The organism is Mycobacteroides sp. H001 (assembly GCF_001440005.1).
GTDB lineage: Bacteria > Actinomycetota > Actinomycetes > Mycobacteriales > Mycobacteriaceae > Mycobacterium > Mycobacterium gwanakae.
In genome coordinates this window covers 19,389-31,486 of the sequence record NZ_LJYH01000023.1, presented here as the reverse complement: position 1 = coordinate 31,486, position 12,098 = coordinate 19,389, and the positions used below count along the sequence as shown (strand labels likewise).

Below are 12,098 nucleotides of genomic sequence, written 5' to 3'. Positions count from 1 at the left end.
GGCTCGCTGTGTGTATGTCAGCTGGCCAGGCGTTTGCACAGCGCACTCATGTTGTGTGCGGCGGTGCGGGCGGTGGTGATGGAGTCCCCGCTGGACTCGTCGAAACTCCGGTAGGCGGTAGCCAACGCGGCCAGAGAACTCACGGTTGTTTGAGAGGTCAGCGTGAGGATCTCGGCGGCACCGGGCGTAATGCGCTGCTTCAGTGCGTCGGCGGCCTGCTGGAATAGGTCACCGGCATGCATGACAGCGCTTACGTGCTCTGGATTGTTGCGTACCGCAGGATCAAGGATGCTGGTTCCTTCCGGGATTGCCGTGAGCGCGTCAGCCGCATCGTTGATCAGTTTGCCGGAAACGTCCCAGCCTTCACAGGTCTGACGATTGGCCCGCTCAAGGGGCTTCGCGGCGGGTGGCGCGGAAGGCTCCGGGGTCACGGTGACTGTAACTGCCGGAGCGGCGGTGCGCTCACTCGCCAACATAGTGGCGCCTACCCCGACTGCTGCGCCCACCAGCACGCCCGCACTCGCAGCCGCGACGATCCCCGGCCAGCGGCGTGGTGCCCGGTACAGCTTGCCCGCATTCATCGACGCCACCTTTCGGTTGACCAGCCTGAGGCGTTCCACTCGTCACGTTTATTGGGATGAGAGAAGCTGTCGGCCACCGAGGCGGCCAGTTCGAGGAAGGCCTGCCGCGCTTTCCATCCCACTAGGTCGAGGACCACTTCGGAACCCTGCGCGAGGTGGTCATCGTAGGGGATGACGTGCACAGCGCGGGCCCGGGTAAGGAACTGGCGGGCCAGCAGGTCGATATCGACAGACACTGCACCCGGTCGGGCGGCGCTGACGGCCACCACCGCACCTGGTACCAGGTGCGCGTGACCGTTTTTGGACAGCCAGTCCAGGGTGGCCAGGCCGCTGCGGGCGGCGTCGATCGCCGGAGAAATCACCAATACCAGTGCATCGGCCTCATCGAGCACGCCGGCCATCGCCGAGTGCACCAGCCCGGTACCACAGTCGGTGAGGATGATGTTGTAAAACCGCTTCAGCGTCTGCATGACGGCCCGATAATCGGCCTCGGAGAAGGACTCGGATGTTGCGGGGTCTCGCTCGGAGGCCAGAATCTCCAGTCGGCTGGAGTTCTGCGAAGTATGCCGACGGATGTCGGAATAGCGAGACAGGCGCTCGTCGAGTAACAAATCTCGCACGGTGGAGTTGCTCTGTTTCGGTGCGCGTTGTGCGAGGGTGCCAAAGTCAGGGTTGGCGTCGACGGCGATGACTCGGTCGCCGCGGACAGCGGCGAACGTCGATCCCAACCCAACCGTGGTTGTGGTCTTGCCGACTCCGCCCTTCAACGAGAGCACGGCGATGCTGTAGTCGCCGCGCACGGGTTGGTTGACCCGCGCGGTCAACCGTTTGTGACTATTTGCCTTGTCTGATTCTCCCGGGTTGATGCCGGTCATCCGGTGAATAGCCCTGCGCCAACCGCGTTCTGGGGCCGCCTGAACGCGCCGGATCAAGCCGAGCTCACCGGGGGTAGGCAGCCGCGGCTGCCGAGTATCCGGCGAACCGGACGGGTTTCCGCGGTCGGCGGTGGTGAACGGCGTCGCCATTGGCTCAAACGTGGGAGGTGCCTGCGGTGGTGCTGTCGGTGGGGTAAACGGTGACTGGCGATGTGGCGGTGCTGCAGGTGAGGTAGGCGGCGGTTGGCGCTGCGTCGGGACTGTCGACGAGGTAAATCGTGGTATGCGCAATGGTGCGGTGTCGGCGTCATCAGGCTGCGCGTTATGCCCGGACAGTGGCCCCCGGGAACTGTCGAAATTACTCACTGTCGGCTCCGATGGCTCAGTCGCGCTTCAGCATGGCCAACGCGTTCTTGAGTGCAGCCCGCATGTCTACAGCGTCGATGCGCATCAGCTCGGCTTCGTCAAGGTCCTCCAAGGCGGCCTCATGTTCTTCAGCGAGCCTGTGTTCCCGTTCTTCCTCGGCGGCCTCTATCACATTTCGGACGAAGCGCCCGTTGCCGGCCAGGTCGATGCCCCGGCGAGTCTGGCCGGAGTCATCGGCAGAGGTGGTTTCGTAGAGCGTCTCGCACGCCTTGACCAGCTCGTCGCAGGCGGGTTCGGACAGCTCTGAGTCGCGTCGTTGCGCGGTGAGTCGGGCGATGTCGCCTAGTTCGGCCGGAGTGTAGGACTCGAAGCGTATGCGTTTGGTGAACCGCGATGCCAGGCCCTCGTTGGAGGCTAGGAATCGGTCGATCTCTGCGTCGTAGCCGGCAATGATGACGACCAGCCGGTCGCGGTCGTTCTCCATCCGGGCCAGCAATGTATCCACCGCTTCCCGACCGAAGGCGTCGCCACCGGAAAGCCCGGTCTGGATCAGTGTGTACGCCTCGTCGATGAACAGCACACCATCCATCGCTGAGTCGATCAGCGCAGACGTTTTGATCGCCGTACTGCCCAGGTGCTCGCCGACGAAATCGCTGCGCTTGGCCTCGACGACGTTGGGCGTTTTGAGTAGCCCCAGCCCGCAGTAGGTCTGTGCTACCACCCGGGCGATGGTGGTCTTGCCGGTCCCAGGCGGTCCGGTGAAGATCAGGTGCAGGCTGCGCGATGCGGCACTGAGCCCCTTATCGCCCCGGACCTTGGCGAGCTTAGCCGCGGACCTCAGCTTGGCCACCTGGAGTTTCACATCATTCAGGCCAATCTGGCGGTTCAGTTCCTCCTCGGCCTCACGCAGGTATTTGTTGCTGCGTTCGGCGATGTCGTCCGCGTCGTCGGTGTTCTCGCGCGCGGTGCTCGGATCCCACTTATCGGTGCGAGAGTCGATCGATTCCTTGGTACTGATGATCAACCGATACTTCGGGTCGTGCAGGGCTGCCGCGTTGGCCTCGAACCCGGGATCCTCGCTGTAGATGCGCTCGAAGATGATCCGGGCTTCCGGTTCCTTGCCCATCTCGCGTAGCGTCAGGCCCTTGCAGAACTCGGCTGCCTGCCGCGCCGCGGGGATCGGTCCTTCAATCGCCTGGTCCAGGCGCCGGATACCTTCGGCGAACAGGCCCATCTGAGCGCACGCCGAGCCGACCATCAGGTGCGCGCCCGCTGCCAGATACTCGTCGGTGAACGCCGCGGAGTGGGCCAATGCGGAGAGCACATCTGGCCAGCGCTGAGTGGTGAAATGCAGCACTGCACGGACGTAGGCGCAGATCTCGGCGGATTCGGTGTCGCCACCGGGCATCGTTTTGCGGGTGGCGTCGAGTTCGTCAAGCACCTTCTCGGCCTCGCCGTAGTCCGTCCCCTGGATCAGTCCCGCCGCGTAGGCGAGCGCCACCTCGGTGAGTGTGCTCAGTCCGTAGTCGAGATATAGCCCGGTCTGGAAGCGCCCAGCAAGGGCGTTGCGAGGCAGTCCGAGGCGACGCTGGTCACGTCCAAGGTTGGCCTTGCTAGTGCGGTACAGATGGTAGAGGACCTCAGGGCTGATCTCGCCGGCGGCCGCACGGCCTAACCACGCGTCGCTCATCTCGGGGTCGTACTCTGTCGCTCGCTTGAACGCCATGCCCGCGTACTGCACGTCGCGGTCGGTCTCCAAGCCGTCGATCGGGATCCCCAGCGATAGCACGCCAGCATCGAACACCCGTTGTGCGTCCCTCGACCCACTCATCGGCTGGTTATCCTTACTTCGTCAGTGATGTTCTGTGACAACGGAATTCCCGGCACAACCAAGGAGATCAATTTTCCGTGGCAACCACCCATTTTGCATTCCCCTTGTATTGCTAGCACGGCTCAGAACATTGTACTAACTTTGGCCGCATGCCAGCCCATAACGTCACACCGCCGCCAGGCGGAGGCGCGGGTACCCGCGCCGGTCAGGGCCGTCAGGGTGCCGCGCGGTCGCCCAGCGGCAGCATTTCAGTTGTCACGACTGAGCAGGGTCTGCCGGTAGCTCTCAAGATCGATCCACGCGAGCTGAAAAAGTCGCCGCAGCATCTGGCGAACGAGATTCTGGCGCTCTGCCGGCTATCCGGCATGCGCGCCCAGGTGGCCCATCGACGTGAGATGCAAGCGCAGGGCGTTGACTCCCCCACGATCGAAATCATGGGCTTGGCCACCGAATCCGACGTAGTGAACGCCGAGGAGCGCATATTCGGTGACGAGGACATGCCCGACAGTTGGATGCGTTCGGTATGAGCGCCCCGGGCACGAGCCTTGCAGCGTCTTTGCTCGCTCGAGTGCGCAAGCAGCGCGACCTCATGCAGTCCCTCGCTGAGCACACCGCCGCGGTGAGCGTGCGGGTGACCAGTCGTGACCAGTCGGTCAGCGCAGAGGTCGATGCGCACGGCGCTCTGTCCGGGCTGTGGCTGGGCCCTTCTGCGGCCCGATTGGGTGCTGACGCGTTGGCAAAGCTGATCGTTGACACTGCGCAGGAAGCCGCACGGCACGCTATGGAGCGACATGCTTTCCTTTTCAAGGAGTTCAATAACCGGATGGCAGAGTTGGAAAAAACCCCTTTGACCTGCTGGGATGGCAGCACGTTCGTGCCCGGCGAGGATCCGGACGCAGAAAAAGATGCCCGAGAAGTTGCCGGGTCCCCTGAAGATCCGGCAAAATAGTAGCCAGAACATCTGCTGGGGGAGTTATCGTTGCTGTAACGAGGGGCGGGGCTCGCCCTTTGGTCGTATATCAGGAGGGAATCATGACCGAAGATTTTGAGGCGCAACCCGCCTACATGTCCGCGATGCAGTTGGCGCAGGAGGGCGTTTCCACAGCGATCACCACCGCGTTTTCCGTGGTCACGCCGGGCGCGCTGTCCGGATTTGCCAGCGCGATCGGGCCGCTCGGCGTCGCCAACGTGATTCCGGCGTTCTTTGCGTCTACGAGCAGCAACGTCACCAGCGGGCTGGGGACGGCTGTCAACCACGCGCTGCTGGGTACGTCGACAGAGGTCGCCCAGGCCGGCTACGTCAAGGTTGACGAGGGCGCTGGTTCCGGACCGACGACTGCCGTCTGACCGGCGAAATCATGGCCGCTAACAACCCAGAGGGACAGGTACCCCCAGGTCCTGTAGGGCCCCTTTCGCCCATGCAAGGACCCATGGGTGCGGCGCCAGCTGCGGGCGGTGTCGGCGGTGTCGTTTTCGACCCGACGCCGCACCTTAACGCTCTTGAGCATGGGCTCAAAGACTGGCTGAACAAGCCAACGCGGAACATTCTGGACGAACTGAATCTGAATCCTTCCGACCGGAACGCCCAGGACCGGAACGCCCAGGATCAGGCCGCCGCCGATGCGGGTGCGGCCGGGGGTGGGGACATGGTTGCCGGGCTGATGTCGCCGATGCTTCAGATGCTCGGCACGCTGGGCACCGGGATCTTCCAGGGCCTCAACCCGCAGCAGATGTTCCAGCCCATGACCCAGGCGTTCCAACAAGGCGCGCAGAGCCTGCAGGGCTTGATGGGGCAGATGGGGCAGGGTGGCAGCGGATGGGCGGGTGCTGGTGCGGCGGGGACGGCGGCAAAGACCGCGGAGACCCTGGGCAACGGCGCGGCTGTGTCGGCGCAAGGCGCCGCGCTCGGCGGGCAGGGGATGACAGCCGGGGCGGACACGTCTCAGGGCTACACGCGGCTGCTTGAGCTCATCCAAGAGACCCAGCACCGACTCGAGGCGCTCTCTGGCGGAATTCCCTTTACTGCTCCAGAGATGGGCGAAACGGCCGGTTCCGCTACCGCGCGCGCCGTCGAGATCGTCACTGAGCTGGAAACCGCACTCACCGGACAGGCGGCCAACATGACGGCCACAGGTGCGCCAGTGGCGCTCGCTCAAGGCCCGACCTCCATGATGAGCATGATGGGCCCGATGATGCAGATTGCGATGAGCATGATGAGCCCTGCAATGCAGATGGCCACGATGCCGTTGACGATGGGTAGCCAGATGCTCACCCAGGGAATGCAGGCCGGTGTCCAGGCTGCAACCAGCATGGCGCAGGCGGCGGGTAAGGGGGGTGCGGGCGCTGGCAGTGGTTTGGGTGCGGCCGCCAAAGGGTTGTCGTCGGCCGGGCTGGGCTCTGCAGCCGCCGCCCCCAAGATCGGTGGCGGCGGGGCCGGCATCGGTAGTGGCGGAGGCGGGGGGACGATCGCGGCGCGTGCGTTGCCGTCTGCCGTTCCGGCGAACATGGCCAGCGTCAGCGAGTCGGGCTCCGCAACGCAGGCTGCCGCAGTGCGCGGTGCGGGCGTAGTAGCTGCGGGCTCCAGTGGTGCGGGCATGATGGGTGGCGCGCCGATGGGCGGCGCGGGTGCTCGCGGTGCCGGCGCTGGTGGTGGCAGCGGCGATCATTCCGCCGCGAACTTCCTACACACGAGCGATCAGGGCGGCGAAATCATTGGCGATCTGGGCACCGTCACACCCGCGGTGATTGGTGAAAACGATCCCAACGCCGACGTGGACGTGGAACTGCGTATTACCTGAGTAACCGCATCAATCCGCATCAATCAGAGGAGTAATGAAATGGCCGATATAAGAGATATCAAGATCCAGCCTGGCGAGGTGGGTGATGTCATCAAACAACTTGATGACCTTGCCGGCCGAGTTGATTCCGTCTTGAAAGCCGAGTCGCCGCATCTGACGACGGTGGCACCGGGCAGCGACGAAGTTTCCCAGCGCGTCGCGCGGACGTCGAATGCCGTGCATGAGTCTTTCGGCAAGGCTGCGGCCTTGGGTTCCACCGAGATTCGGGAAGTAGCTGCGACGTTGCGGGCGCATTCGGGCAAGATTCAGGAAACCGATCTGGCTTGATCAGCCATGAATTCGGGCTAGGGACGGGAAGGGGGTTACGGCGTGGGGTTCACCAATGTGGTGTGGGAGTCGCGGAGCGCTGAACAGCTGGCTCGTGACCTCACAGACGGACCTGGCCCAGGATCCGTCGGCGAGGCGGGGGCTGCGTGGGTTCGGGTTGCCAATGAGTTGGCACGTGTATCGACCGATTTCGATGCGATCGTCGAACGGTTCAAGGCATCATGGGATAGCGGTGGGTCGGATGCGGTTTCGCAGAAGCTCGTTGAATTTGGCCGCTGGATCCAGTCACTTGCGCTGAACGCAGCGGGCAATGGGCAGAAGATTGAGGAAGCGGCGGTAGCGAACACCGTCGCGATCCTGTCGATGCCAAGCGTGTCGGATGTTGTGGAAGCCAAGGCTTCCGCGGACATGATGGCTTCACTGGGCGCGTACAACGGCGCGATTCTCGACGGTAAGTTTGCCGAGTTCGAGGAAGCAGCCACCGCTCAGCAGGCTGATGCCGCCGCGGTCATGATCCGCTATGAGGAGGCTGTCGCAGAATTTGCCGAGCCGTGGGAACAGCTGCCGCCGCCTCAAGTGGTCAAGGGTGACGCGCTCAAGGCTGAGAAAGAAGGCAAGTCCGAGGGCAAAGGCGGTGGCGGCCGAGGTGGTGGTGGCGGCGGTACCGCAAGGCCATTGGCCCCTATGGCTGCGTCGCCGATCAAGACCAGCGATGCCGCGAAGGACTTGAAGAAAACGCCATTCGGCAGTGCTGCGGGGAGCAGTAGTGGCGGCATGGGCCGTGGTGCTATGGGCCCCATGGGCATGATGGGGAGGGGCGGCAGCCAGGACCGCGAGCACGAGTCAATCCGTCCTGCTGAGTCACTGGAAGGTGGCGGTGAGCCCGGTGCGCGGCTTTCGGAAATGGGCGGTTCGTCGTGGTTGCCGGCCGCGCAACAGAGCGATGCACCGTTCACGGTGGCGAACGTAAGTTGGGGGCCCAACACAGCGATTTTCGATGAGCTGGCCACGCCGGAACCCTCTGCTGAAAACTACGCTGACGAACCCGCCCGCACGTTGCAACAGGTCTCCGATAGATGGGTGGCGCCACCGGTTATCGGGGCGGATGATAAGGATCCGGTCCGATGACAGCCGCGCTTGGTTCGCGGTTCAACGTCAGTGAAGACGAGTTGCGAATTGTCGCGCAGCGGGTGGGGATACAGAGTCTGCCCTCGGTGTTGGCAATCCGGCTGCGGCACGGCACGGATGAAGCACTGGACGCGGCGATCGACCGTGCGACCGGGATGCTGGTATCTCGTGGTCTGGTTGTGGACGGCGTGGTGGCCGACGAGTTGCTGGGGCTGCTGCAGGTGCTGCAGCGGCCCGACCGAGAGCTAGCCATGCGGTTAGTCACACCGGACGGTATTTCCCGTGTCTCGGTGGCGCGCCGTGGCACTCGGTTGGTGACGGCACGGCGGATCGGCGATGACATCGAGCTGCGGGCGATTGCGGGAGAGGCGAGGCTCGACGCAGCGGTGGCGGCGTTGGTCGCTGAGTTGCCACGCTCGGAGGCGGCGCAAATCACCCCGGTGGGTGCCCCGCAGCAGGAGATGCGCGAGCGGCTTACCGGCACACACGATTCTGCGGAGCTAGCCGACCGTATCCGGGCGATCGGCGCGGATTCGCAGACCGCGATGCTGCTCGGATCGGCGCTCGGGTCCCGCGCGGCATTTGCCGAGGTCGTGTACTACGCCCTTTCGACCGAGGATGACCGCATTGTGCGGGCGCCGGCTGCGGTCGGGATTTTCTATACCAAGCGCGGCAGGATTGTCGGCGCGCCAAGCACCTCACCCAATGGACAGATCTGGTCTACCCTCAAGCCGGGTTCAGATCACTCGATCGGGCAGGCAGTTCGCCAGTTGGTGGAGCTGTCCGATGAAGGATGGGGGACAACATAAATCGCGACGATGGATCATTTCCGCAGTAATGAACTGACAACCAACCAGTCACCGACAAGAATTCAGATCACAGAAGTTAGGGGAAATATATGGCTCCCGTGAATATCAATGTACCGGGGATCAAGAGTGCGATGGAAAGCGTACACACGTGCCTTGAGGACATGCTCGTGCAGTTCGACAAGATGAATGAGGCACTTGACACCGTCGCGAACGCTCATAAGAGCGAAAACTCGGCAATGATTCAGCACGACATCGCCAAGATCGACGAAGATCTCAGGGAAGCCTACAAGGCCATGAAGGAGACGCACAGCGAGGTTTACCAGAAGGGAAATGCGCTGTTGCAAAGGGCGGGCGAGGCCCCGATAGCAGAGCCTGAAACCCCGGCTCCGTGGGCAGCAAGAAGTCCGGGTAGAAACAGCGGCGACGACATCGTCTACGACCCGCAAGCGATGGCGCATTATGAGGAGGCGCACGCGTCCGCTCAGCAAGCCGGAACGATCGTCACGGAAATCAACGATCTGTTCCAGAACAAGATCCCAGTCGCATTCGACAGCCAGGCCTCCACGTCGATCGTGGCGCACCAGGGGGAAATCACCAAAAACTTCGACGAAGCGCACCAGGGCTTGCTGAAGTTGCTGGGTGAAACCGCGCCAGGTGAGATGGACGAGCTGTTCGCGCTCGACCGTCAGCTGGGCAGCTAGTTATGATGCGCTGCGTCGGGCCCCGGTCGGGGACCCGACGCAGCGTTTATTATTTTTTGCTGGGCGGAGAGCCTGACGCCCGGTGGGGCAATGAGAGGACGTCGTCATGGGTGGTAAAGAACCGCCGTCAATCCAGGACCTGAACCAATACGCCAGCCAAATTAAACAGGTTTCGCCAGAGCAGCTCACGGTCGAACTCAACGAGGCAGATCTGGGGAACTGGAAGCGTGCTGTCGATAGTGTGGTCGGATCGCTCACCTCAGCGAAAGCCCTCGTGGATGGAAAGAGGGTTGATGTTGGGTCGGTGAGTTCAGACTTTCAATCCGCAATCGACACCGCTGATAATATCAATAAGTCTGGCGATCAAGTCCGTGCCAATATCGATGCGAATCTAGCCTTCGCCAAAGCGCTCCAAGATCTGATCAAGTCCGCTTTCGACAAGATCAAGATACAGTCGGGCGGATGATGGATACTCTCAGGAAAATGTGCGGCACATATGGCGCCTAAGTGGGACGTTGGAAACGGGAACGATCCGTACGGGCCAGACCCGATAAATATCCCACGTCCGGATCCAAACGAGACTACGTGGGGGTTTCGACCTTCGGAGATCCGGCCGGATATATACGGAATTGCCGGACATCTCAATGACTTTAATGCTGACAAGGGTGGACCGAACAGTAGTAGAGCTTATCGACGTGTCGCCTTGGCGCATATCACCACATTCCTGCAGGGTTATAACGGAATCATCAACGCTAACGACGACGTAGCTCCTAATCAGCACAATGATTGGGCAAACGCGGGAAACAAGCTTAGCGATGCGAATACCGCAATCAGCGGTTGGCTGACGAATCCCGGAAGTATTAAAGGTCAAACAGCCAGGTCCATACTGGAGAAGGCGGCGCACCTAGGAGACTCTCTGCAGCCTACGGCCAGTGGGGCTCGTCGCATGGATTACATAGTCGATATGTTCTCCCGCGATATGTCGGCGACAAAAACCTGGTTTAAAGACTCTTATGATAGCTATAGTCGTAATGCGCAGACGCAGAGCGGTATGGATCAATCAAATTATGCCGCACAAACATTTGTTAAACAGGCGTACAACCCTCCGATCGATATGATCGGCTACAACCACCCGGACCTGCCGGCGCCTCTTGCGCCGCCGCAGATTCCCGGTCCCGGTCCCGGTCCCGGTCCCGGTCCCGGTCCCGGTCTGGGAGTTGGACCTGGCCCAGGGCTACCCTCCATACCGCAAATATCCGCGCTCAAGACACCTACGACACCGGCGAAGGCCGCCCCAGCGGATTCCTCAAACAATCCACTGAGTGGTGCAAGTAACGCGGCGAATACCGGTGCGCAGGCAGCTCAGCAAGCCGCGCAGGGGGCCGGACAAGCTGCGCAACAAGGTGCGCAACAAGCAGTGAACGCGGCTCAGCAGGCGCTCGGAAGCGCACTCAACGGAAACAAAGGCGGACTCCCCGAAGGCGTGCTGGGATTGGGATCCAAAGGCGTCAATGGTGTAGCGAAGCCCGGCGGGTTCGCAGGGGGCGGCGGCGCCGGTAAAGGAGGGGGCATTGGTGCCGGAGTGGCTAAGGAGTTGCCCACCGCTAACCCCGCTACTCGTATGGCGGCAGGGACCAAACCCGATGCGGCCGTCTCTCGCGCGGGTCTCAGCAATGCCGGAGCTGCAGGAGCTCCGGGCTCAGGTGCTCCCGCCGCCGGGCAGCGGGGCGCCGCCGGAGGCGATAAAATTCATAAGGCGAGTAAGGCCTTGCACCACAATAAGCACGGCATCTTCAATGAAGCTGAGGCCGTCGTGCAGGTAGTGGGCGCCGAACCTGAGGAAACTACGCCCGCCAAACCGACCTAGCCGGGCAACCACACACGTGATAGAGTCCCGCGCCGTGGCAAGCGTGGCTCTTCATCGTGTAGGAAGTATCGAGGTCGTCGGCGTCGACGCTATCAGCGAATCCTACGGTCGGGATTTCATGCCACACCCATTCGCTCATACCCGAGCGTCCCGTTTCGCTAATTACGACGAATACGCTGCGTTTGCAAGAGATATTTGTGGTCGGACAAAAGATGGGGATATGACCGACCTGGGCCGATGGTTCTCCACCTACGTGAATGCAGATATTCGGGTGGAATGTGTCGTGGATATACCGGACAAACCTCGGGTCCGGGTGCTGGGACACCGATCCAATCAAATGGGTTACCTGGCAATTCAGAATCCCGACGAAGACGTCGTTGACGTCTATACGGTTTCGCCACTCGAATTAGGGGCGGCGATCACCGGTTCAATCCCAACGAGCAAACCCGGTAAACATTCGAAGGTGGTAATCCCCGAGTTTGCACCGCGGCCGACGGTCAATACTGAACCCGATGACGTTGATGCGGTGTCTGTTCGACACCGCATCGAAGATCCCGAGATCCTGACGGTGCCTTATGAGGAGGTGACTGCGTTTGCGCGAGTGCAGAGCCGCTGGCAACCGGCCCGCGACTGGAGCTTCGACCGCGGCAAAAAGGCGGTCGTGTGGGTTCGATTCATGGGTGACGGCGACTACATTTACGCACCAGGTTTTACCCACCTGACCCCGATGACCGCTTCTGGATTGGTCCGTCGAGTCGACGAACTCATCGCCGAGGATGTCGCTGAGATCCGTGCCGCCCGTGGTCTGGGGTAAA

The 12,098-nt window shown here is 62.1% G+C and carries 13 protein-coding genes and 1 pseudogene; 11 read left to right on the top strand and 3 right to left on the bottom strand.

The genetic code is table 11. The annotated features are described in order from the left end of the window. Positions 1-17 precede the first annotated feature (17 nt). The 3 genes and pseudogenes from AOT83_RS06080 to eccA form a co-directional block, all read right to left on the bottom strand. A complete protein-coding gene (locus AOT83_RS06080) occupies positions 18-581 on the bottom strand; it encodes a hypothetical protein (protein WP_057964199.1) in 564 nt (187 codons plus the stop codon). Beyond that, positions 578-1,657, bottom strand: a pseudogene (locus AOT83_RS06075) (MinD/ParA family protein); the annotation flags it as partial. The pseudogene AOT83_RS06075 and the gene AOT83_RS06080, both read right to left, overlap by 4 nt. A 181-nt stretch (positions 1,658-1,838) precedes the next feature. Then, the gene (eccA, locus tag AOT83_RS06070) at positions 1,839-3,653 is read right to left on the bottom strand and encodes a type VII secretion AAA-ATPase EccA (protein WP_057964169.1); all 1,815 of its coding nucleotides are present in this window, start codon (positions 3,651-3,653) and stop codon (positions 1,839-1,841) included. Between the two features lie 149 nt (positions 3,654-3,802). Here eccA and AOT83_RS06065 point away from each other — a divergent pair, with 149 nt between their 5' ends. The 11 genes from AOT83_RS06065 to AOT83_RS06015 all read left to right on the top strand — a co-directional run bounded on the left by AOT83_RS06065 (position 3,803) and on the right by AOT83_RS06015 (position 12,097). Then, on the top strand, positions 3,803-4,180 hold the full coding sequence (locus AOT83_RS06065; RefSeq protein ID WP_232785235.1) for a hypothetical protein: 378 nt from the start codon (positions 3,803-3,805) through the stop codon (positions 4,178-4,180). Positions 4,181-4,221: 41 nt separating this feature from the next. Beyond that, complete coding sequence (locus AOT83_RS06060; RefSeq protein WP_057964202.1) at positions 4,222-4,602, top strand: YbaB/EbfC family nucleoid-associated protein; 381 nt, start codon at positions 4,222-4,224, stop codon at positions 4,600-4,602. An 83-nt stretch (positions 4,603-4,685) separates the two neighbouring features. Then, positions 4,686-5,000, top strand: coding sequence for a hypothetical protein (locus tag AOT83_RS06055; RefSeq protein WP_057964170.1), 315 nt, complete (start codon positions 4,686-4,688; stop codon positions 4,998-5,000). Between the two features lie 83 nt (positions 5,001-5,083). Then, the gene (locus tag AOT83_RS06050) at positions 5,084-6,451 is read left to right on the top strand and encodes a hypothetical protein (RefSeq protein ID WP_057964203.1); all 1,368 of its coding nucleotides are present in this window, start codon (positions 5,084-5,086) and stop codon (positions 6,449-6,451) included. A 39-nt stretch (positions 6,452-6,490) separates the two neighbouring features. After that, entirely contained in the window at positions 6,491-6,778 is a 288-nt protein-coding gene (locus AOT83_RS06045) for a PE domain-containing protein (protein WP_057964171.1), read from the top strand. 42 nt (positions 6,779-6,820) lie between these two features. After that, complete coding sequence (locus tag AOT83_RS06040; RefSeq protein WP_057964172.1) at positions 6,821-7,906, top strand: PPE domain-containing protein; 1,086 nt, start codon at positions 6,821-6,823, stop codon at positions 7,904-7,906. Beyond that, entirely contained in the window at positions 7,903-8,715 is an 813-nt protein-coding gene (locus tag AOT83_RS06035) for an ESX secretion-associated protein EspG (RefSeq protein WP_057964173.1), read from the top strand. Before AOT83_RS06040 ends, AOT83_RS06035 begins: the two co-directional genes overlap by 4 nt. 98 nt (positions 8,716-8,813) lie before the next feature. Continuing rightward, the gene (locus AOT83_RS06030; RefSeq protein WP_131726941.1) at positions 8,814-9,416 is read left to right on the top strand and encodes a hypothetical protein; all 603 of its coding nucleotides are present in this window, start codon (positions 8,814-8,816) and stop codon (positions 9,414-9,416) included. A 106-nt stretch (positions 9,417-9,522) separates the two neighbouring features. After that, the gene (locus AOT83_RS06025; RefSeq protein WP_057964175.1) at positions 9,523-9,882 is read left to right on the top strand and encodes a hypothetical protein; all 360 of its coding nucleotides are present in this window, start codon (positions 9,523-9,525) and stop codon (positions 9,880-9,882) included. A gap of 237 nt (positions 9,883-10,119) precedes the next feature. Next, on the top strand, positions 10,120-11,283 hold the full coding sequence (locus AOT83_RS27795) for a hypothetical protein (RefSeq protein ID WP_157858376.1): 1,164 nt from the start codon (positions 10,120-10,122) through the stop codon (positions 11,281-11,283). Between the two features lie 34 nt (positions 11,284-11,317). Beyond that, positions 11,318-12,097 carry an ESX secretion-associated protein EspG gene (locus AOT83_RS06015; protein ID WP_109484286.1) on the top strand — a complete coding sequence of 260 codons (780 nt, stop codon included), beginning with the start codon at positions 11,318-11,320 and terminating at the stop codon, positions 12,095-12,097. Position 12,098: the final 1 nt, after the last annotated feature.